Annotated in this window: 22 protein-coding genes; 17 read left to right on the top strand and 5 right to left on the bottom strand. The window is 56.5% G+C overall.

Annotated elements, in window-relative coordinates; all coding sequences use genetic code 11:
* Positions 1 to 28: 28 nt before the first annotated feature.
* The 10 genes from plsX to putP all read left to right on the top strand — a co-directional run bounded on the left by plsX (position 29) and on the right by putP (position 9,815).
* A complete protein-coding gene (plsX, locus tag ACAM27_RS13290; protein ID WP_014421134.1) occupies positions 29 to 1,033 on the top strand; it encodes a phosphate acyltransferase PlsX in 1,005 nt (334 codons plus the stop codon).
* 127 nt (positions 1,034 to 1,160) lie between these two features.
* A complete protein-coding gene (gene fabD / locus ACAM27_RS13285) occupies positions 1,161 to 2,099 on the top strand; it encodes an ACP S-malonyltransferase (RefSeq protein WP_011785343.1) in 939 nt (312 codons plus the stop codon).
* A 16-nt stretch (positions 2,100 to 2,115) separates the two neighbouring features.
* Entirely contained in the window at positions 2,116 to 2,859 is a 744-nt protein-coding gene (fabG, locus tag ACAM27_RS13280; protein WP_369612115.1) for a 3-oxoacyl-ACP reductase FabG, read from the top strand.
* A 132-nt stretch (positions 2,860 to 2,991) separates the two neighbouring features.
* Positions 2,992 to 3,225 (top strand): acyl carrier protein, encoded by a 234-nt coding sequence (acpP, locus tag ACAM27_RS13275; RefSeq protein WP_008938713.1) that lies wholly within the window; start codon positions 2,992 to 2,994, stop codon positions 3,223 to 3,225.
* Between the two features lie 125 nt (positions 3,226 to 3,350).
* On the top strand, positions 3,351 to 4,598 hold the full coding sequence (fabF, locus tag ACAM27_RS13270; RefSeq protein ID WP_011785341.1) for a beta-ketoacyl-ACP synthase II: 1,248 nt from the start codon (positions 3,351 to 3,353) through the stop codon (positions 4,596 to 4,598).
* A gap of 6 nt (positions 4,599 to 4,604) precedes the next feature.
* A complete protein-coding gene (gene pabC, locus ACAM27_RS13265) occupies positions 4,605 to 5,423 on the top strand; it encodes an aminodeoxychorismate lyase (RefSeq protein ID WP_369612114.1) in 819 nt (272 codons plus the stop codon).
* The gene (gene mltG, locus ACAM27_RS13260; protein ID WP_369612113.1) at positions 5,423 to 6,493 is read left to right on the top strand and encodes an endolytic transglycosylase MltG; all 1,071 of its coding nucleotides are present in this window, start codon (positions 5,423 to 5,425) and stop codon (positions 6,491 to 6,493) included. Before pabC ends, mltG begins: the two co-directional genes overlap by 1 nt.
* A complete protein-coding gene (gene tmk / locus ACAM27_RS13255; RefSeq protein ID WP_369612112.1) occupies positions 6,490 to 7,134 on the top strand; it encodes a dTMP kinase in 645 nt (214 codons plus the stop codon). The genes mltG and tmk overlap by 4 nt, the downstream gene beginning before the upstream one ends.
* 98 nt (positions 7,135 to 7,232) lie before the next feature.
* Positions 7,233 to 8,012, top strand: coding sequence for an AraC family transcriptional regulator (locus ACAM27_RS13250; protein WP_369612111.1), 780 nt, complete (start codon positions 7,233 to 7,235; stop codon positions 8,010 to 8,012).
* A gap of 312 nt (positions 8,013 to 8,324) precedes the next feature.
* Entirely contained in the window at positions 8,325 to 9,815 is a 1,491-nt protein-coding gene (putP, locus tag ACAM27_RS13245; protein ID WP_011785336.1) for a sodium/proline symporter PutP, read from the top strand.
* A gap of 159 nt (positions 9,816 to 9,974) precedes the next feature.
* On the opposite strand, the gene ACAM27_RS13240 is transcribed toward putP, so the two are convergent.
* Positions 9,975 to 12,569 (bottom strand): bifunctional aconitate hydratase 2/2-methylisocitrate dehydratase, encoded by a 2,595-nt coding sequence (locus ACAM27_RS13240; RefSeq protein WP_031210475.1) that lies wholly within the window; start codon positions 12,567 to 12,569, stop codon positions 9,975 to 9,977.
* 257 nt (positions 12,570 to 12,826) lie between these two features.
* Here ACAM27_RS13240 and ACAM27_RS13235 point away from each other — a divergent pair, with 257 nt between their 5' ends.
* Positions 12,827 to 13,438 (top strand): tRNA-(ms[2]io[6]A)-hydroxylase, encoded by a 612-nt coding sequence (locus tag ACAM27_RS13235; protein ID WP_031210476.1) that lies wholly within the window; start codon positions 12,827 to 12,829, stop codon positions 13,436 to 13,438.
* On the opposite strand, the gene ACAM27_RS13230 is transcribed toward ACAM27_RS13235, so the two are convergent.
* Positions 13,411 to 14,316, bottom strand: coding sequence for a LysR family transcriptional regulator (locus ACAM27_RS13230; protein ID WP_023009938.1), 906 nt, complete (start codon positions 14,314 to 14,316; stop codon positions 13,411 to 13,413). The two genes, ACAM27_RS13235 and ACAM27_RS13230, sit on opposite strands and share 28 nt — an antisense overlap.
* 136 nt (positions 14,317 to 14,452) lie before the next feature.
* Between ACAM27_RS13230 and ACAM27_RS13225 the strand changes: the two genes are divergently transcribed.
* Together ACAM27_RS13225 and ACAM27_RS13220 are read left to right on the top strand one after the other, a co-directional pair.
* Positions 14,453 to 15,223 carry a ferredoxin--NADP reductase gene (locus tag ACAM27_RS13225; RefSeq protein ID WP_011785332.1) on the top strand — a complete coding sequence of 257 codons (771 nt, stop codon included), beginning with the start codon at positions 14,453 to 14,455 and terminating at the stop codon, positions 15,221 to 15,223.
* 107 nt (positions 15,224 to 15,330) lie between these two features.
* Positions 15,331 to 15,732: a thioesterase family protein gene (locus ACAM27_RS13220; RefSeq protein WP_011785331.1), complete on the top strand. Its 402-nt coding sequence runs from the start codon at positions 15,331 to 15,333 to the stop codon at positions 15,730 to 15,732.
* Positions 15,733 to 15,802: 70 nt separating this feature from the next.
* Here the strand turns inward: ACAM27_RS13220 and ACAM27_RS13215 are convergent, their stop codons facing one another.
* Complete coding sequence (locus ACAM27_RS13215; protein WP_022991769.1) at positions 15,803 to 16,555, bottom strand: Crp/Fnr family transcriptional regulator; 753 nt, start codon at positions 16,553 to 16,555, stop codon at positions 15,803 to 15,805.
* 269 nt (positions 16,556 to 16,824) lie between these two features.
* Here ACAM27_RS13215 and ACAM27_RS13210 point away from each other — a divergent pair, with 269 nt between their 5' ends.
* From ACAM27_RS13210 to chaB, 4 genes are all read left to right on the top strand, one after another.
* On the top strand, positions 16,825 to 17,436 hold the full coding sequence (locus ACAM27_RS13210; protein WP_226538085.1) for a response regulator: 612 nt from the start codon (positions 16,825 to 16,827) through the stop codon (positions 17,434 to 17,436).
* A gap of 188 nt (positions 17,437 to 17,624) precedes the next feature.
* The gene (locus ACAM27_RS13205) at positions 17,625 to 18,458 is read left to right on the top strand and encodes a hypothetical protein (RefSeq protein WP_023009940.1); all 834 of its coding nucleotides are present in this window, start codon (positions 17,625 to 17,627) and stop codon (positions 18,456 to 18,458) included.
* Between the two features lie 164 nt (positions 18,459 to 18,622).
* Positions 18,623 to 19,480 carry an ectoine hydroxylase gene (thpD, locus tag ACAM27_RS13200; RefSeq protein ID WP_226538086.1) on the top strand — a complete coding sequence of 286 codons (858 nt, stop codon included), beginning with the start codon at positions 18,623 to 18,625 and terminating at the stop codon, positions 19,478 to 19,480.
* 45 nt (positions 19,481 to 19,525) lie between these two features.
* On the top strand, positions 19,526 to 19,756 hold the full coding sequence (gene chaB, locus ACAM27_RS13195) for a putative cation transport regulator ChaB (RefSeq protein ID WP_011785326.1): 231 nt from the start codon (positions 19,526 to 19,528) through the stop codon (positions 19,754 to 19,756).
* 32 nt (positions 19,757 to 19,788) lie between these two features.
* Here chaB and lpxH read toward each other — a convergent pair whose 3' ends face one another.
* Together lpxH and ACAM27_RS13185 are read right to left on the bottom strand one after the other, a co-directional pair.
* On the bottom strand, positions 19,789 to 20,523 hold the full coding sequence (gene lpxH / locus ACAM27_RS13190; RefSeq protein ID WP_113879022.1) for a UDP-2,3-diacylglucosamine diphosphatase: 735 nt from the start codon (positions 20,521 to 20,523) through the stop codon (positions 19,789 to 19,791).
* Entirely contained in the window at positions 20,520 to 21,020 is a 501-nt protein-coding gene (locus ACAM27_RS13185) for a peptidylprolyl isomerase (RefSeq protein WP_011785324.1), read from the bottom strand. The genes lpxH and ACAM27_RS13185 overlap by 4 nt, the downstream gene beginning before the upstream one ends.
* Positions 21,021 to 21,161 lie beyond the last annotated feature (141 nt).

Raw genomic sequence — 21,161 nt, 5'->3', positions numbered from 1 at the left:
CTTCTGACCTGTGCCGCATGGACGAGTGGTGAACACGCCGGTCACCATTGCCATTGATGCTATGAGCGGTGATCGCGGTGCCGCGGTTGTCGTCCATGCTGCGCTGGAAGCAGTGCGTGAAAACGAAGCCTTGAGTCTTGTTCTGGTGGGAATCCGGAGCGAGCTCGAGGCTTTGTTGCATGAGGGGCATGCCCGTATTCGCATTGTTGAGGCTGCCGACGTCGTTCGTATGAACGAGCGGCCTTCCCATGCCCTCCGCCACAAGAAAAACTCCTCTATGGCCATTGCGCTCAGTCTCGTGCGGGACGGAGAAGCGCAGGGCTGTGTCAGTGCCGGAAATACCGGTGCGCTGATGGCATTCGGTCGCTCGATCATTCGGATGTATCCCGGGATTGAACGTCCTGCCATCGCAAAGCTGATCCCCTCTCTGCGTGGCCGTTGCCATGTCCTGGATCTTGGTGCCAACGTCGATTCCACAGCGGAGAATCTCTACCAGTACGCCCTGATGGGGTCCCTGATGGCATCCGCTATCTGCCGCCAGTCCGAGCCACGGGTGGCACTGCTGAATGTCGGTGAGGAAGAAATCAAGGGTAATGAACAGGTCCGGCTCGCATCACACATGCTGGCCCAGTGCGACACCATCAACTACATCGGTTATGTCGAGGGAAGTGACCTTTTTCGCGATGTCGCCGATGTTGTAGTGTGTGATGGTTTCGTGGGCAATATAGCCCTCAAGACCGGAGAGGGGGTTGCCGGCCTGTTGATCGAATTGCTGGAGCAGGCATTCACACGCTCCATGTACGGTCGTTTTGTGGGCTTGCTGGCCAGGCCGATTATCGGGCGACTTCTGCAATTGATGGACCCTTCCAGGCACAATGGCGCCAGTCTGCTCGGGTTGCAGGGTGTGGTCATCAAGAGTCACGGCAACGCCAATGAGCGGGCGATGCTGGCGGCGATCCGGCAGGCCGTTCGTGAGGTTCAGCTGGAAGTGCCACGAAGGATCAACGAAAGACTCGATGATCTGATGTTATGATCCCTCCTCGTTACCGGGAGCGCGACTAAAGTCGTCCCGCATCCCGGCTCTTATTCGCGGATAATTGGCCCTGATTGTACTATTGGCTAATCTTCAGTAACCCTTCAATGACGATAAGATTCCGCTTATGAAATCAGCGTTTGTTTTTCCCGGACAAGGCTCCCAGTCACTCGGCATGTTATCTGCTGCCGCTGAAGCGTGGCCGATGATCACCGAAACGTTTGACGAGGCGTCCAACGTTCTTGGCTATGACCTGTGGCATCTTTGTCAGCATGGCCCCGCCGAAGAGCTCAATAAAACCATGGTTACTCAGCCTGCTCTGCTGACCGCAAGTGTTGGGCTGTGGCGGCAGTGGTGTGTATCTGACGGCCCCCGGCCGGATTTTGTTGCTGGCCACAGTCTGGGTGAATACAGCGCCCTGGTGGCGGCGGAAAGCCTGGATTTTATTGAAGCTGTAAAGCTGGTTCAGCTGCGCGGTGAACTGATGCAGGATGCCGTGCCTGAAGGGCAGGGGCGTATGGCGGCCATTCTGGGTCTTGAGGACTCGGATGTGGTGTCGGCGTGTGAGGAGTCTGCTGAAGGTGATGTGGTTGCCGCAGTGAATTTTAACGCGCCGGGCCAGGTGGTTATTGCCGGTAGCGCAGCGGCCGTTGAAAGGGCCATTGAAGCCTGCAAAGCCAAAGGTGCCCGCAAGGCCATGCCGTTGCCGGTTTCGGTTCCCTCCCACTGTGCGCTCATGAAGGGGGCGGCGGAACAGTTGGCTGAAGCCCTTGAGGATATTCGGTTTAACGATGCTGTCATTCCCGTTGTCCAGAATGTCAATGCTGAGCCGGCAAGGGATGCAGAGGTGCTGAAAGCTAATCTGCTCAAGCAGCTATACTCACCGGTGCTGTGGACAAACTCGGTACAGCGGCTGTCTACCGAAGGGGTGGGTGTGGCTGTTGAGTGTGGCGCCGGCAAGGTACTGGCCGGTTTGATCAAACGTATCGATCGTTCTCTGCCGGTTCACGGCATCGAGAGTCCTGATTCTCTGGCTGAAGCCCTTAAGGCCTTTGGTCAGTCCTGATTACACGGAGTGAATTATGTCTTTGGAAGGCAAAGTTGCATTGGTAACCGGCGCCAGTCGAGGCATTGGCAAAGCCATTGCTCATGAACTTGCCCGGCAGGGAGCCGAAGTGGTGGGTACCGCGACCAGTGCCGAGGGGGCCCAGGCCATTACCTATGGCCTGAAAGAAGCGGGTTTCAGTGGCTATGGCATTGTTATGAATGTGGCAGAGCCCGAGAGCATCGAGGCTGGCCTCAAGCAGCTTGCCGAGCAATCAGGTGCGCCCCTGATTCTGGTCAATAATGCCGGCATCACCCGTGATAACCTTCTGATGCGCTTGAAAGACGATGACTGGTCTGAGGTTCTGGAAACCAACCTGTCCAGCGTCTATCGCACCAGCAAGGCGGTATTGCGTGGTATGGCGAAAGCCCGTTGGGGCAGAATCATCAATATCAGCTCAGTGGTTGCTGGTATGGGAAATCCCGGGCAGGGCAATTACTGTGCGGCGAAGGCCGGTGTTGAGGGTTTTACCCGTAGCCTGGCCAAGGAAATGTCTAACCGCGGTATCACGGCGAACTGCGTGGCACCTGGTTTTATTGACACAGACATGACCAAAAAACTGGACGATAAGCAGCGTGAGGCTATGCTGGAAATCATACCGGCTGGTCGCCTGGGGTCGCCGGAGGAGGTTGCCGCTGTGGTGGCTTTCCTGGCATCGGACGGCGCCGCTTACGTAACCGGAGAAACCATTCATGTGAATGGCGGCATGTACATGGGTTAAGTCCGTTCCGGGCTGGTGTGCAACCCCTTGTCGCACAACATGTTTGACAGAATCCCTGCTTGTTTGCAGGTGGGGTTTAAACTAAACTGGCAGCCATAGAGTTGCTTGGTTGACACATAAAGTGAGGACATTATGAGTACAGTTGAAGAGCGCGTTAAGAAGATTGTTTGTGAGCAGTTGGGCGTGAAAGAGTCCGAAGTTCAGAACACATCTTCTTTTGTAGAGGATCTTGGCGCTGACTCACTGGACACTGTTGAGCTGGTTATGGCCCTGGAAGAGGAATTCGAGACCGAGATTCCTGACGAAGAGGCCGAAAAGCTGGGCACCGTTCAGGACGCGATCGACTACATTGTCGCGCACACCTGATACCCTGCGAATCAGATAGCCAGGCAAAAGCCGTCCTTTGGGCTTATTGAAGGACGGCTTTTTTATTGGTCGGACATTGGCCAGCAGTGAACCATCAGACACGGAACAATCGGGTGATTGGGGATATGAGCAAGCGACGGGTTGTCATCACGGGAATGGGTATGCTTTCTCCGGTGGGGAATGATGTGACGTCTTCCTGGGAAGCCATTCGTGCCGGACGCAGTGGCATCGGACTGATTGACCGCTTTGACGCGTCCGAGTACACCACTCGCATTGGTGGTGCCGTCAAGGATCTTGATATCGAGCCCTGGTTGTCCAGCAAGGAAGCGCGAAAGCTGGATGCCTTTATTCACTATGGCCTGATTGCAGCGCAGCAGGCGGTAGATGACAGCGGCCTTGAGCAATACAGCAAGCTCGACAAGGAGCGGGTAGGGATTGCCATAGGTTCAGGTATCGGTGGCCTGGAATACATCGAAAAGAACGTTCTTCAGATGGATAAGGCCGGCCCGCGCAAGGTTTCGCCGTTTTTTGTGCCGGCATCCGTCATCAATATGATTTCCGGTAATGCGGCGATCCGTTTCGGCTACAAGGGGCCGAATATTGCGATCGTGACCGCCTGTACCACCGGAACACACAATATCGGCTATGCCGCCAGAACCATCGCCTACGGCGATGCCGATGTCATGCTGGCCGGCGGCTCTGAAATGGCGACCACACGCAGCGGCGTGGCGGCATTTTCCTCCGCCCGGGCCCTGTCGACCCGCAATGATGAGCCGGAAAAGGCCAGTCGCCCCTGGGATCGTGACCGTGACGGCTTTGTACTCAGTGATGGCGCCGGCGTTGTGGTTCTGGAAGAGCTGGAACACGCCAGGGCGCGAGGAGCAACCATTTACGGGGAAGTCATCGGCTTTGGCATGAGCGATGATGCCCATCACATCACGGCCCCCCCGGCCGATGGTGAGGGTGCGGCGCGCTCCATGCGAAATGCCATCCGCGATGCCGGCATCAGCCCGGATCTGGTCGGATACATCAATGCCCATGGAACCTCTACTCAGGTTGGCGATGTGGCTGAGGTGGCTGCAGTCAAATCGGTGTTTGGCAGCCATGCGGAAAAACTGGCCATGAGCAGCACCAAATCCATGACCGGACACCTGCTGGGCGCCGCGGGTGCCGTTGAGGCTATATTCTCGGTATTGGCAGTCCGGGACGGGGTGTTGCCGCCCACCATCAACCTTGATCATCCGGATGAAGGTTGTGATCTGGACTTTGTTGCGCACAAATCCAGAGATGCCGATGTGAAGGTCGCGTTGTCGAATTCGTTCGGCTTTGGCGGCACCAACGGGACCCTGATCGTCAGCCGCTACGAGGGTTGAGCCCGGGTGTTGAAGCTCTACTGGGCAGACGATGACTGCCTGCTCCCTGGTGACCGGGGGCTGGCATATGGAGATGGCCTGTTCGAAACCATCAGGGTGAACGGGGATTCCGCGCCTTTGCTGGTCTATCACCTTGACCGGTTGGTGCGGGATGCCGGGCGCCTGGGTATTCGTCTGAGTCGGCCCGAACTGGAGTCAGCGGTTGCCCATGCAATGAAGCGCTATGGCGCCATTCATGGCATCAGCCACTGGGTGCTCAAGCTGGTGGTAACCCGTGGCAGCGGTGGCCGCGGATATCGGCCGGCAGCTGATGTCAGCCCCCATCTGTATCTGTTCCATTCTGTTCTTCCTCCGCTACCGCCCGAAACCGGGGTTATGGTGGACTTCTCCCGGGTACCGTTGACGGTCAATCCACTCCTGTCTGGCATCAAGAGCCTCAATCGGCTGGAGCAGGTCATGGCGGCCCGTGAAATGAAGGATCCAACGTTTGAATTGCTGATGACCAACGCGGCAGGGCATGTGGTTGAAGGTACCAGAACCAATTTATTCCTGCATGGCCCTGATGGTTGGAGAACACCTCCGGCGGCCTCGTTGGCGGTTTCCGGTGTGATGCGCCGAAAGGTGATCGAATGCCTGCACGCGGCGGGTGAGCCGTTCCGGGAATGCGAACTGCAGGTGAAGGACCTGCTGGGCTGCGAATGCCAGGGGCTGTACCTGACCAACAGCGTGCTTGGAGTTGTTCCGGTTCGCAATCTGGCGGGCCATGATTTGCCTGTGGGCAACCGGCTTGCGACAATTTGCGATCCTCATAAGCGACCGGATTGATGCGCGTGTTCAAAAAGCTACTCGTAGGTAATGTTGCTCTTGCTGTCCTGGCGGTTACCGGCAGTGGTCTCTGGCTCTGGCAGGGCTTGAAAACACTTGAGAACCCGGTTGTCCTTGACGAGCCGACGCTGTTTTCTGTTGAGCCCGGTACGGCGTTTGGTCGCGTTGCGCGGGAGCTGGCTGCGAAAGGATTTGTGGATGATCCGCTCTGGCTGCGGATTCACGGGCGCCTGAACCCGGAGCAGACTCTGATCAAGGCTGGGGACTACGAGTTCACCTCTGGTATGACCCCGGTCGACATGATCAACCAGATGGTAGAAGGTAAGGTCAAGCTCTGGTCCGTGCAGTTTATCGAGGGCTGGACCTTTGCCGAGATGCGGGCAGCGCTGGCGCGCACCGACAGGCTCACCAGGCAGACCACCGATTGGACGGATGAGGAGATCATGGCGGCTCTGGGAGCCGAAGGGCAGCATCCCGAGGGCTGGTTTTTCCCGGATACCTACCTGTTTCACGGTGGTGAAACCGATCTCGATATTCTCAAAAGGGCCTACAACATCATGACCGAGGTCCTTGAGGAGGAATGGCAGAACCGTGAGGAAGGGCTTCCGTACGACAACGCCTATGAGGCACTGATCATGGCGTCGATTGTGGAGCGTGAAACCGGAGTGGCCGGCGAGCGACAACAGGTGGCGGGTGTGTTCGTCCGGCGCCTGAAGAAGGGTATGCGCCTGCAGACGGACCCAACGGTTATCTACGGTATGGGTGACAAATATCGGGGCCGGATTGGTCGCAGTGATCTTCGTACCTGGACACCCTATAACACGTATCGCATTGATGGCCTGCCGCCAACGCCTATTGCGTTACCGGGACGAGAATCCATTCATGCCGCGTTGCATCCGGATGACGGCGATGCCCTGTACTTTGTCGCCCGGGGGGATGGCAGTCACAAGTTTTCCCGTACGCTTGCCGAGCACCAGAAAGCCGTGCGTGAGTTCCAGCTGAACCGCCGGGAAGATTACCGTTCATTCCCGGCCCCGGATTCAGAAACCAGCAGTAACGGAGAGCAATGATTTTGGCCAGAGGGCGATTCATTACATTCGAGGGTACCGAAGGGGTTGGCAAGTCAACACAGCTGGATAACGCTGCGAAAACCCTGGAACGGCTTGGTATTGATTACATTGTGACCCGTGAGCCAGGTGGCACCCCTATGGCAGAAAGCATCCGTGAGCTGTTGCTGGCCCCCAGAGAGGAGTCAGTACACGAAACCACCGAGCTGCTGCTGATGTTTGCCGCCAGGGCTCAGCACCTCCATAACAGAATCCTCCCGGCACTTTCCGCCGGTAAGTGGGTTCTCTGTGACCGGTTTACCGATGCCACCTTCGCCTATCAGGGAGGTGGCCGTGGCGTCTCCAGAGAACGGATTGCGTTGCTTGAGGCTCTGGTTCAGGGTGAGATGCGTCCGGACCACGTTATCCTGCTGGATGCACCTGTGGAAACCGGTATGGCTCGTGCTCGAAAGCGCGGTGAGCTTGACCGGTTTGAGCGGGAGGCGCAGGCATTTTTTCAGCGGATACGGGAAACCTATCTGGAGCGCGCGACGGAAATGCCCGGGCGCTACCATGTGGTAAACGCCGCCTTACCCCTCAAGCAGGTATCCGAGAGTGTATCAGCCCTCCTGACCGCACTGGCAAAACTGCCGGTTTCTGACTGACAGCAGACAGATCGCTGGCGAATCCCGGTGTTTTCGTGCACTTTTTGTAATGTTCTGCTTTAATTGAGGAACATTCTCGATAACGGCTTTCAGTAGTAATGCTCAACGCGAAACTTTTGAAGCTACCCACGGCTGCCCAACAGCATCACCATGAACACCACCAGATCGTGGTCGGTGTGCGCGGGCAGGCGGAGCTGAGCATTGATGGATCCGGTGCCTGCCTCGACACCTGGAAAGCCTGTCTGGTACCTACAGAGGCGCGCCACGATTATTGTGGTGATCAGCAAAACCACGTGCTGGTCATCGATGTTGATCCCTTCTGCGCAGCACTGTCGACACCACTGCACTCGGACTACGACAAGTTGATGCGGCTGTTTGAGAAGCCGCGTACGGTACAGATGGATAACCGTATTCAGGGGTTGGTCCAGTTTGCCGCCGGTGAATTCGACCGTTCACCGGATAACCGGGCGCTGCATCAGCACCTCGCCGCCAGTATTCTTCATTGCATGGCTGAGCGCATCGTCGACCGGCCCCCCGTTTCCAGTAACAGAAACAGTCTCAATCCCGAGGACATCCGCCGCTATATCGTCGGCAATCTTCACCGCAAGATAACCGTTCAGGATCTGGCCGGTGTCGCATGCCTGAGTGTGAGCCGGTTTCATGAGATTTTCCGGCAGGTTACCGGGACAACGCCGCATCAGTTTCTGCTGCAAACCCGGCTCGATCAGGCGGTTGGACTACTCTCCTCGACCTCGCTTTCGGTTTCTGAAATCAGCTACCGCACCGGCTTTTCATCGCAAAGTGCGCTGACCAACGCGCTCAGAAAACATCGGGGCATTACACCTTCCAGGCTACAACTGAATGAACATGTGGCCTGATTCAGGCGTGGATTCGTAGGTTTTGACGTCAGTCCCGTAGGATTCTGCAAAATAATCGTAGGATTTTGTAAGCCTCGAATCCGTAGTAATACTAATTTATATCGCCCGAGGACCGAGGCTCCGGAGCTGAGCTGGCTGGTCGCAAAGATCTGGCGATCAGCTATATTCAATGAGGAATCCCGGCAAGTTGATTCTTGCTACAGGTCTGACGAATCCGAGACATACAAAAAAACGGCACACAGTGCCGATCTTTGATCTGGTGTTGTGCCAATCGAGCGGATCTTATCCGACTCATAAAACCGGAGGAGCCATATGGCTATTGGAGTTTGGATCAGTCTATTTGCGTATTTCGCCCTGATGATCGTAATTGGCCTCTGGGCCATGCGCACATCATCAGCCACTGCTGAGGATTACATGCTGGGGGGCCGTGCCCTCAGTCCTAAAGTTGCGGCGTTGTCAGCCGGCGCATCAGATATGAGTGGGTGGTTGCTGCTGGGTTTGCCCGGCGCCCTTTATGTTACCGGTCTGGCCTCGGCCTGGATTGGTATCGGTCTGTTTGTTGGTGCTTTCATTAACTGGGTTGTGGTTGCACCCCGGCTGCGGGAGCAGACCGTGCATTATGGCAATGCACTCACCATCCCGGCGTTTCTGGCCAACCGTTTCCCAACCAAGGCTCTGCCGCTGCGCACAGTATCCGCCATCGTTATCGTGCTGTTCTTCGCGGTTTATACCGCCTCTGGCCTGGTTGCCGGCGGCAAGCTGTTTGAAAGCGCCTTCGCTGGTATCTTTAACTTCGGTGGCATGAGCGACTACGCCGCCGGTATTGTGATCACCCTGGGTGTGGTGCTGGCGTACACCGTGGTCGGCGGCTTCCTCGCGGTGAGCATGACGGACTTCGTGCAGGGCTGCATCATGATGCTCGCTCTGGTCATCATGCCTGCAGTAGTGCTGTTCGGCGAAGGCGGTGGTGGTTTCGCCCAGGCTTCCGAGACCCTGAACAGTGTGGATCCAACGCTCCTGTCGTGGACGGAAGGGCTCACGGTGATTGGCTGGTTGTCGGCAGTTACCTGGGGGCTCGGCTATTTCGGCCAGCCGCACATCATCGTACGTTTCATGGCTATCCGTACCGTGGGTGAGGTAGGGACGGCCCGTAATATCGGTATGTCCTGGATGGGCATCTCCCTGATTGGCGCGATCGCGCTGGGTGTGTTTGGCCGTGCCTACGCTGTACGTAATGGCCTGGACGTTGCTGATCCGGAAACCATTTTCATTGTTCTGTCAGATCTGCTGTTCCACCCGCTGATTACCGGTTTCCTGTACGCCGCGCTGCTGGCGGCAGTCATGAGTACCATCTCCAGTCAGTTGCTGGTTTCCTCCGCCTCGCTGACCGAAGACTTCTACCGTCTGTTCCTGCGCAAGGAAGCCACGGATAAAGAGTGTGTCAATGTTGGCCGGGCCTGTGTTGTGGCGGTTGGCCTGGTGGCAGCCTTTATCGCGTCTGATCCGGATTCCCAGGTTCTGGGACTGGTCAGTAACGCCTGGGCGGGCTTCGGTGCTGCCTTTGGTCCGCTGATCATTCTGGCTCTGACCTGGCCGCGTACCAACGGTGCAGGCGCACTGGCTGGCCTGATTGTGGGTGCAGCCACCGTGATGATCTGGATCTCTCTGGGCTGGAACGGTGAGTTCATGGGTGGCCCCGGTGTGTACGAGATTATTCCGGGCTTTATTGCAGCGTTTGTCGCTATCGTTGTGGTGACTCTGGCCACTTCTGATGCCGGTGAGTACCAGCACATCGAACGGTGATAATTCACCTGCACTGAATAAGGGGCTCCTTCGGGAGCCCTTTTTTTTGTCCTTGAATAATGGAGTGTCGCTGGTCATGGGTTTGTGTGTCAGGACCAAAAAAAACGCCAGCCCGAAGGCTGGCGTTTTCAGATCAGAGGTAGGCTACCTCAGAAGATCTCAGGCTACGGAAGCCTCAGACGCCTTCTGGGTGTACTCTTCCATCTGGTCGAAGTTGAGATACTTGTAGATCTCTTTGGACATGCTGTTCAGGTCCTTGGCGTACTCCATGTACTCCGCCGGAGTCGGGAGTTTGCCCAGTACCGCGCCCACAGCTGCCAGTTCCGCGGAGGTCAGGTACACGTTGGCACCATCACCCAGACGGTTAGGGAAGTTGCGGGTAGAGGTAGACAGAACCGTTGACTTCGGTGCTACACGTGCCTGGTTACCCATGCACAGGGAGCAGCCCGGCATCTCGGTGCGAACACCGGCGGTGCCGTAGGTGTTGAAGTAGCCTTCTTCCATCAGCTGCTGCTGATCCATCTTGGTGGGCGGAGACATCCACAGACGGGTGCTCAGGGCGCCCTTGTGTTGCTCCAGCAGCTTGCCAGCGGCACGGAAATGACCAATGTTGGTCATGCAGGAACCGATGAACACTTCGTCTACCTTGTCACCCGCCACTTCTGACAGGAACTTGGCATCGTCCGGATCGTTCGGGCAGCACACGATCGGCTCTTTGATGTCAGCCAGATCGATTTCGATCACGTGGGCGTATTCCGCGTCTTTATCAGCACGCATCAGCTTCGGATCTTTCAGCCACTCTTCCATTTGCTGGGCGCGACGCTCCAGGGTACGAGGATCGCCGTAACCTTCAGCAATCATCCAGCGCAGCATAACGATGTTGGAACGCAGGTACTCAGCCACGGAGTCTTCCGACAGGTTGATGGTACAACCGGCAGCGGAACGCTCGGCAGAGGCGTCAGACAGTTCGAATGCCTGCTCAACAGTCAGGTGCTCCAGACCTTCGATCTCCAGGATACGGCCGGAGAATTCGTTGATCTTGCCCTTCTTCTCAACAGTCAGCATGCCCTGCTTGATGCCGTACAGCGGGATGGCGTGTACCAGGTCACGCAGGGTGATGCCAGGCTGCATTTCGCCTTTGAAGCGAACCAGAACGGATTCCGGCATATCCAGCGGCATAACGCCGGTAGCAGCGGCAAAGGCCACCAGGCCAGAACCGGCCGGGAAGGAGATGCCCATCGGGAAACGGGTGTGCGAGTCACCACCGGTACCTACGGTGTCCGGCAGCAGCATGCGGTTCAGCCAGGAGTGGATGATGCCGTCGCCCGGACGCAGGGAAACACCGCCACGGGTGCGGATGAAGTCCGGCAGGGTGTGCTGCATTTCAACGTCAACCGGCTTCGGATAAGCGGCGGTGTGACAGAAGGACTGCATCACCAGGTCTGCCTGGAAGCCCAGACACGCCAGGTCTTTCAGCTCGTCACGGGTCATTGGGCCAGTGGTGTCCTGGGAGCCTACGGTCGTCATGTGCGGCTCACAGTAGGTGTTCGGACGAACGCCTTTGCCTTCCGGCAGACCACAAGCCTTGCCAACCATCTTCTGGGCCAGGGTGAAACCCTTGTCGCCAGCTTCAGGATCCTTCGGCAGACGGAAAATGTCGGTAGCGCCCATGCCCAGAGCCTGGCGGGCCTTGTTGGTCAGACCACGGCCGATGATCAGCGGAATACGGCCGCCGGCCTGAACTTCGTCCAGGATCACATCAGATTTGAACTTGAACTCGGAGATGGTTTCGCCGGCTTCGTTCAGGATCTTGCCTTCGTACGGGCGGATTTCGATGACGTCGCCCATGTTCATGTTGTCAACCGGGGCCTCGAATACCAGGGCGCCAGCATCTTCCATGGTGTTGAAGAAGATCGGGGCAACCTTGTTACCGATACAGACACCGCCGGCACGCTTGTTCGGCACGCCCGGGATATCTTCACCGAAGAACCACAGAACAGAGTTGGTGGCAGACTTACGGGAAGAACCGGTACCAACTACGTCGCCAACGAAGGCAACGGGCAGGCCCTTGGCCTTGATTTCGTCGATCTGGCTCATCGGGCCGGTTACGCCGGGCTCTTCCGGCTTCAGGCCGTCACGTTCCATTTTATAGGCAGCGCGGGCGTGCAGCGGGATGTCCGGGCGGGACCAGGCATCCGGGGCCGGAGACAGGTCGTCGGTGTTGGTTTCGCCGGTAACCTTGAACACCACCATCTTGGTGCTCTCGGGAACCTTCTTCTTGTTGGTGAACCACTCGGCGTTGGCCCAGGACTCAACCACAGACTTGGCGACGGCGTTGCCGGCGTCCATCTTTTCCTTCACGTCGTTGAAGGCGTCGAACATCAGCAGGGTTTTCTTCAGCTGCTCACCGGCCAGTTCGGCCAGCTCGCTGTTGTCCAGCAGCTCAACCAGGGTCTCGATGTTGTAACCGCCCTGCATCATGCCCAGCAGCTTCACAGAGTATTCTTTGCTGACCAGCGGGGAAGTCGCTTCGCCCTTGGCGATGGCAGACAGGAAAGCGGCCTTAACGTAGGCAGCTTCGTCTACGCCCGGCGGAATGCGGTTTTCCAGCAGGTAAACCAGGGTTTCTTCTTCACCGGCCGGCGGGTTCTTCAGCAGGTCAACCAGGGCGGCGGTCTGCTCGGCGTTCAGGGGCTTGGGGGGAATACCCAGGGCTTCACGTTCGGCAACGTGTTCACGATAGGCTTCTAACACGATATGGACCCTCATCAGTTGGAATGTTCCGCGCTGTGGGCGTGATGCCCGGCGGGAGTTTTTTGGCGAAAAGGCCGCAGGAGCCTCTGAATAACGCCTCAAATCACTGATGGGGTTTCAGGATTTATTCAGAGACTCCTTGATCTGGCGCTGCATTCTATAGGAAACCCCTTATAAAGTTAAGTTGGACAGAGGTCGGAGGAATCTGTTAAGTGCGCTATACTCCGGCCTCCCGAATTTTCAGCCTGAACCGCGATATGAACGACGCCCTGCAAGAAATTCACGATTTCCTACCGTGCCGTACCCCGCAAACCTGGATTGACAGCGCCCTGGCAAACCAGGACCTGCTGCTGATCGACCATGCGCATTGTGAAAAAAAGGCCGCGTCCACGGCGCTGAGTCTGATGTACCGTTACGTGGACAACACCGAGTTGCTCAACAAGATGTCGCGTCTGGCCCGTGAGGAACTCAGGCACTTCGAGCAGGTACTGGCGATCATGAAAAAGCGGGGGGTTACCTATACCCATCTGTCACCGGCACGGTATGCCGCCGGCCTGAGGGAAGCGGTACGAACAGAAGATCCCGGGCGGCTGGTCGATGTCTTGATCGTCGGCGCCATTATTGAGGCCAGATCCTGTGAGCGTTTTGCGGCACTGGCTCCCTCGCTGGATGAAAAGCTGGCTGAGTTCTACAACAGCCTGCTTAAATCCGAGGCACGTCATTACCAGGATTACCTGAAGCTGGCCGAGCAGGCCAATGGTGGCCCGGTGGATGACCGCGTCGCGGAGTTTCTGGCTATCGAGCAGAAGCTGATCGAATCTCCGGATTCCGAGTTCCGCTTTCACAGCGGCCCGGTTCTGGCAGGTTGAAGCTCCTGGCAAAGTGACATCCAGCGGGCGATTCCGGCGCTGCGGTATTTCTGTTTGTGCAGAATGAAGTAGAACTGACGGTCGAATTTCCGATAGTCGGGGACGCTCAGGGGGACCAGGCTACCGCGTTTGAAAGCGTCGGCCAGGACTACTTTGGACAGACATCCGATGCCCAGATCCGCCTCTACGGCCCGTTTGATGGCCTCGGTATGTTCCAGTTCCAGCAGGATGTTGAGGTCTGGCAACAGGCCGTGCATCCCCCGTTCGAAGCTCTGCCGCGTGCCAGATCCCGGTTCCCTCATAATCCAGACCGCCTGACGAAGGTCCTCGTCGGTCAGAGCCTGTTTTCGGGCCAGGGGGTGTGACGGAGAGCAGAATACCGTCAGTTCGTCTTCCCGCCAGGGAATTACCTCCAGCTCCGGGGACTGTAGCTCGCCTTCAATCAGACCGATATCCAATTCGAAGTCCCGGACTCGGCGGGCTATGGAGCTGGTGTTGGCCACCTCCAGTGAAACTTTCGGGCGGGTAGGGGTATTCATGTATTTGGCCATCACGCCCACGGCCAGATAGTTCCCTATAGTCAGAGTCGCACCGACTTTCAGGGCGCCGACTTCTGAATGTTTACTGAAGGCCTGTTCCAGTTCCGTGGCCTGCGCCAGCAGGGACTCTGCCTTGGGCCGGTAGAGGCGGCCAAGCTCGTTCAATTGCAGCCGTTTGCCCACGCGGTCAAAGAGCTGGATATCGAACTGATTCTCCAGTTCTTTCAGGGCGCTGCTGGCGGCGGACTGGGACATAGCCAGCGATTCGGCAGCCCGGGTGATGTTCTGGAAATGGGCGGCGGCCAGGAAAACTTCGAGCTGACGAAAGCTGTATTTCATGAGGTGTCTTCCGGTGGAAATTGTTTATCGGAAAAATCGAATAGCCTTATGAAAACAGCCCGTTTTGTCGATTTCAAGCAAAAGGTTAAACTATTCTCAATTCCTGATGGACTGACGTTAATAGGCGAGGGCTCCCATGAGCAACCTGATGAAAGAAACCGTAACCAGTGTGCACCACTGGAACGATACGCTGTTCAGCTTCAAGACCAGTCGGGATCCCGGCTTCCGCTTCAAGAACGGTCATTTTGTGATGATTGGTCTGGAGACGGATGGTAAACCGTTGATGCGCGCCTACAGTATCGCCAGTGCGAACTATGAAGAAGAGCTGGAGTTTTTCTCTATCAAAGTTCCTGATGGCCCGCTGACCTCGCGCCTGCAACAGATCAAAGTGGGTGACGAGATTCTGGTCAGCCGCAAGCCGACGGGTACACTGGTACTGGACAATCTTCTGCCGGGCCGAAATCTCTGGCTAATCAGCACCGGCACCGGGTTGGCACCGTTCATGAGCATCATCAAGGATCCGGAAGTTTACGAAGCCTATGACAAGGTGATTCTCACCCACGGTGTGCGCTACATCTCCGAGCTGGCGTACCAGCAAGAGATTGAAGAACTGCCGGAGAACGAATTCTTTGGTGAGATGGTCAGTGGCAAGCTGGTGTATTACCCGACCGTGACCCGGGAGCCCTTCCGCAACCAGGGTCGTCTGACGGATGCCATGGAAACCGGCAAGATCACACGGGATCTGGGGTTGCCGGATTTCGACGTGGAGCAGGACCGCTTCATGATCTGTGGCAGCCCGAGCATGCTGAAGGACACCTGTGCCATTCTCGATAACATGGGCTTCCGCGAAGCCCGTGGTGGCGACATGGGCCACTATGTGATTGAGCGGGCTTTTGTGGAGCAGTAACTGCGACCAAAGTACTAGCGGAAAATCCTGTGGTTAACGCCACAGGATTTTTTTCGCGAGAGAATTTGTGTGTATAGTTTGCGCTCTTTCACAGCAGGACTATGCCCATGTTTACCCTCGACATTCAGCCTCGCTTCAGTGATACCGATGCGCTTGGCCATATCAGCAATACCTCCCTGCCGGTCTGGTTCGAACAGGGACGTACTCCGATATTTCGGATTTTCCACCCGTCGCTGGACGTAAAAACCTGGCCGCTGATCATTGCTCGGCTGGAGATCGACCTGTTGGCCCAGAGTTACTGGCACTTGCCCGTTGAGATCAGAACCGGCGTGGGCAACATTGGTAACAGCTCGTTCCAGGTGGTTCAGGAGGCCTGGCAGAATGGCAAGCAGATCGCCCGTGGTGTCGCGACACTGATTCACTTCGATTACGAAAATGAAAAGTCTGTTCCCATCCCTGACGCCATCAAGGCAGAATTAGCCGAACACAAGGTCAAGGATACCGCGTAACTTCGTCGTGGATGGAAGGCAGCGATCTCAAGGGTCTCTTGCCTGGTGATGGTGCTTGCACGGTCCTGGTCTATAACTGCCTGAATTGCCCAGCCTCGCCCATGGCAGCCTGGATATCTTCCTCGAGATAGGTCGGGTCGAACCTTGCAATTTCCTTGAGACGCTTCAGGTCTTGTAGCTGAACCCCAGAGCTGGGCGAGCTAACCAATCCCTCGTCCTTGAGCTCCTGAAACACCCTGTTTACGTGGACGGCACTAAGGCCAAGAGCGTCGGCAATCAGTGACTGCGTGAGGGGAAGGTGTAGTGGCTGGTTTGGCTGGGTAACGGTCCTGTCCACACGATAGACGGTTTCAACCAGGAAATGAGCAACCTTTTCCCGCGCGGACCGGCGTCCCAGGTTAACCAGGCGCTCAATCAGGATGGCCTGATCTCGTGATCCGATCGTGAAAAAAATGTTGCAAAGCAACAAGGATTCCGCGAAGACTTCTGTCAGACGAGACCGGGGAAAGGCACACAGCACTCCGTCCGTGAGCATCCTCAAGCCGGATACACGACTCCGGAACGCATAGTCCCTCAAACCGATCACATTACCCGGCACGTAGACGTCCAGCACCTGACGGGTGCCGTCCTCCAGGTCTCTGAAGGAGTAAGCCCAGCCTTGCTTCAGCGAGTAGAAATCTCCGGGTGTATCCCCCTGGCACCACACATAGCTGTTCTTGCCGTAGTCTTTGGGATTTTTCTCGAGGGATGCCAGCAGCTCTGCCTCAGAACGGGAGATAGGGGCGTAGCTCTCGAAGTGTTTGATAATGCAGCCGGTTTCCATGTGATTTGCTTCCCTTCGTGCCGCCTATTGAAAAACTATTGATAGCAAAGGTATGAAGTTGGGGCAAGGCTCGGTAGGAGGCTGGCGCATCGCGGTAATCGTCTCGGTTTAACCTATGTTAACGACGCTTAAATGATGGGTTGTTAGGTTGGAGTTACATTTCGAGTGAATTTAAGGAAACTAGAATCAGATTCCCATTCAGAGATCAGAGCGCATCGGGTGCGCTGGTGCGGCGGCCTTGCTCTGCCTCACTAATCACGATTGCCGGAGTGGCAGCGTTGATTGCCCTGGAGTGGACGCTGTTTTCGAACTTCAAAATACGGTTTATTAATTATTGGCTCCCATACCATGCTCCCCTGACGAGTCTTCTGGCGCTGGCACTGATGTTTCTGGCTCTGAGGAGTTGGGTCAGGTTGATGCTTGGTGGGGAGCGCATTTCGACCATTCTGGAAGAGAACCCGGCACCGCGTTCGCCGTCCAGACCGGAGCCCCTGGCGAGTCGACTGGGGTTTTCACTGCCTGTCCGAGTGCTTGTAGTGGATGACGATGCGGGGGTACGGATGGTGATGTGCAAGAAGCTCTCCAACCTGGGCGTTCAGGTGACCGGCGTCTGTGATGGTGTGGAGGCACTCCTGGCCGTTGCGGATGATCGCTGGGACCTGGTCTTGATGGACGGCGAAATGCCTTTTATGGATGGAATCGAAGCCATCAGGGCCATTCGCCATCAGAATCTCCTCCCGGTATACACACCAATAGTGACCATCTCTGCGAACCGCAGCCAGGACTATCGTCAGGCCTGTGTTGATGCCGGAACAACGGCCTGTCGGGCCAAGCCTCGAGATACCCGGGATCTGGAAGCGCTTATGGATGAGTTCTTGTGAAGCTTTTGGGTGGCAGGGGATTTGCGGGGATGCCAGTGAGTGGTGTATATCCGGTGAGGGCGGGTTCAAAGTTACAACTGACTGAAAAGGTCTGAGCAATCCGGTGGCGTATATGCGGCGATCGTTCAGCCTGCTCTTTCACTCTGATTCACCGATAGGTACTGGTTTTGTTGCTGAGAGAGAGTAGCGTGCACAAGTGGCTTGTGGTCGGCCTTATAGTGGCCATTCTCACCGTGGTGTTGGCGGATCAGTTGACTCGGAAGCCGGCCGTGCCAGCGCTTGCGCTCTCCGAGCGGCAACTGGAATGGGTTGGTGAGCAGATATTTCGTAATGAGTGTGCCGGGCGCTATGACTGCCTGGTGCACTGGAATCAGGGAGAGGCCTTTCCATCGCTGGGCATCGGGCATTTTATCTGGTACCCCGAGGGCGTGAACGAGCGTTTTGTGGAGAGTTTCCCTGATCTGATTCGCTTCATGAAAGCCCGCGCAGTGGCGATGCCTGACTGGTTAACGGAAGATCCGGTACCGGATGCCCCATGGCCGGACCAGAACGCGTTTATTGAAGCCGCAGGCAGTCAACGACTGGCGGAACTGCGTGCCTTTCTGGACCGAACCAAAGCCGTTCAGGTGGCCTTCATTTTCAAGCGAGCAGAGCAATCTCTGCACCGGGTTATAGAAGCCGTGCCGGATGATCAGCGGGACACGGTGACAGCACACATTACTGAACTTTCAAAGAGACCTGGCGGCGTCTATGCCCTGATGGATTATGTGAATTTCAAAGGTGAGGGTTTATCGTCACAAGAGGTCTACAGGGGGCAAGGGTGGGGGCTGCGTCAGGTGCTGCTGGAAATGGAACCCGGCAAGGCCGATACGGCCTTGGAGCGCTTTCGCGACGCGGCCGGCCGGGTGCTTACCCGGCGGGCCGAGAACGCAGAGATGCCCATTGAGCGAGAGCGGTGGCTTCCAGGCTGGCTGAAACGCCTTGAAAGCTATCGGGAACCTACCGAAAGCGATGCGTTATAGCCTTACTTTTCAGTAACTTATAGCGGTTTCCCTTTATAACCTATGTTGTAGTTGGGGCATGTTGCGATTGTTACGTTGAAACCTCATTTGCAGAGTAATGAGGTTTCATCATCATGTTACAACGAGCTGACTTTTACCGAAGCAGAGAGGAAAACGCAGGAAACATGTTTCCCCGGCACGAGCCGATCGTTCACAGCGCGGGGGCGCAGCGCGAGCAAGGGCCACTGGCCCAGCAACAGCTGGCACAATTTGAGCGGGATGGGTTCTTGTGGCTCGAGAACTTCTTTACCCCGGAGATGGTGGCGGGTTTTTTCGATGAGCTGCGAGACATGGCTCAGGACAAGGCCTTCTGTGAGCGGGATGAAGTGATCATGGATGCAAATCGCGAGAAAATCCGGTCGGTGTTTGCGATGCATGAGACTTCCGAGGCGTTTCATCGGTTGACTCGTGATCCTGAATTGCTGGGTATAGCGCAGCAGTTGCTGGGCGGAGACGTCTACATCCACCAGTCCCGGATTAACAGCAAGGCGGGATTTTGCGGCAATGGCTTTGAATGGCACTCGGATTTTGAAACCTGGCACACGGAAGACGGGATGCCCGCCATGCGGGCCGTGAGCGCGTCGATCATGCTGACGGATAATAATGCTTTCAACGGCCCGTTGATGCTGATTCCCGGTTCGCATGAGTATTTTGTGCCCTGTGCCGGTGCCACGCCTGAGAACAACTGGACACAGTCACTGCAGAAGCAGACAGCAGGGGTGCCGTCCCGTGATGCTGTAGGTCAGCTGGCAAATCGACATGGTATTGAGGCGCCCACCGGTCCGGCAGGGTCTCTGCTATTGTTTGAGTGCAATACCCTGCATGCCTCTAACCGGAACATGTCGCCCTGGCCTCGAGCCAATCTGTTCTTTGTTTACAACAGCGTGGACAACCACCTTGTGGAGCCATTCTGCGGAAGTAAACGGCGTCCTGAGTATCTGGCGGCTCGTGCCAATACCCGGCCATTAAAGCCCTGGCGGTAACGCTGCTAACTATGGGGATCATCTCTTGGCAAAAGGAGGTAAACGATGCCTTACGATCGCAAATCCGATCTGCCAGACGGGGTTCGAAACAATCTGCCTGCGCACGCCCAGGAGATTTATCGCAAAGCGTTCAATTCGGCTTGGGAAGAGTACCGCAACCCTGAAGACCGCCGTGGCGACGCCGATCGTGAAGAAACCGCCCATCGCGTCGCGTGGGCGGCGGTAAAACAGGAATACCACAAAGCCGACGGTAAGTGGGTGAAAGACCACTCTTGATTTCTGGCAGCAGTACCGCTGCCGTCCAGTACCTAGAAGTCAGCGAGTGGCTGGTGCCTCAGGGCAACGGGCTGGTTCTTGCTGGCTTCAAGCCACCAGACATTCTCGTCCCAGTCCCCCAGCACAATCCTGCGGGCAGGCCTGCCATTGGCTTCCAGTTCATGAATGGCGGGGCGATGGGTATGGCCGTGAATCATCAGTTGGACGTCATGAGCTTCCAGTTCTTTCACGACTTCCTCGGGGGTCACATCCATGATGGTCTCAGCCTTGCCCTGATTCTTCGCCATGGAGATTTCCCGCAGTTGCCGTGCCATCAGCTGACGGTCTTTGAGTGGGCGGGCGAGCAGCATTTTCACGGTTTGCGGGTTACGCATGTTGGCCCGGAACTTCTGATATTCCACATCGGCCGTGCACAGGCTGTCACCGTGCATCAGTAGGGCTGTTGTGCCATACAGATCCACTACCGTTGGATCATCCAGCAGAGTGGCGCCGGCGCGCGCGCAGAAGTCTTCGCCAATGAGGAAGTCCCGGTTGCCGTGCATCAGGTAAATGTCGGTGCCTGTGTCCCGCACCTCCCGCAAGGCCGCCGCCACCTGTTCCTGCAGCGGTGTGCGCTCGTCATCTCCAATCCAGGCTTCAAAAAAGTCGCCGAGAATGTAAAGACGCTCAACGCCCAGAGCCTTGTCTTTGAGGAAGGACAGAAACGCGCCCGTAATATCCGGGCGCGATTCTTCCAGGTGCAGATCCGAGATAAACAGCGTGGTCACGCGTCCTCCAGAACCTCGGCTTTTTCGATCACTACGTCCTCAAACGGGACGTCCTGGTGGCCGGCGCGCATGGTGGTGCGAACGGCGCGGATCTTGTTGACGGTATCCATGCCCTCGGCCACCTTGCCGAATACGCAGTAGCCCCAGCCCTCTGCGTTCTTGGCGGTGTGGTCCAGAAAACCGTTGTTCTCAACGTTGATGAAGAACTGGGCGGTGGCGGAGTGGGGGTCCATGGTGCGGGCCATGGCAATGGTACCGACCATGTTGCTCAGGCCGTTGTCAGCCTCGTTCTGGATAGGTTCGCGGGTTTTGCGCGGCGTCATGCCAGGCTCAAAGCCGCCGCCCTGAATCATGAAGTTGCTGATAACGCGGTGAAAAATCAGGCCATCGTAGAAGCCGTCGCGAACGTACTGTTCGAAGTTTTTGGCGGTTTCCGGGGCTTTTTCGTAGTCCAGTTCCAGTTTGATATCACCGAAGTTTGTCTGCAGCAGAATCATCAGGGTTTCCTGTATTTTGGGATCGGAATGTTGAAAGTGGCTATTGTACTCAAGAGTTTCGTCCGGTGCATGAGTCCGGCATGGATTTGTGAGTATAATAGGCGGTTTAAACGGAGCATCCGGACAGCTCCCATGATTCAT

The sequence above is a fragment of the Marinobacter sp. RI1 genome (genome assembly GCF_041155085.1).
Classification (GTDB): domain Bacteria; phylum Pseudomonadota; class Gammaproteobacteria; order Pseudomonadales; family Oleiphilaceae; genus Marinobacter; species Marinobacter nauticus.
The sequence above is the reverse complement of the archived record's forward strand: the minus strand, read 5'-3'. Positions and strand labels throughout refer to the sequence as shown.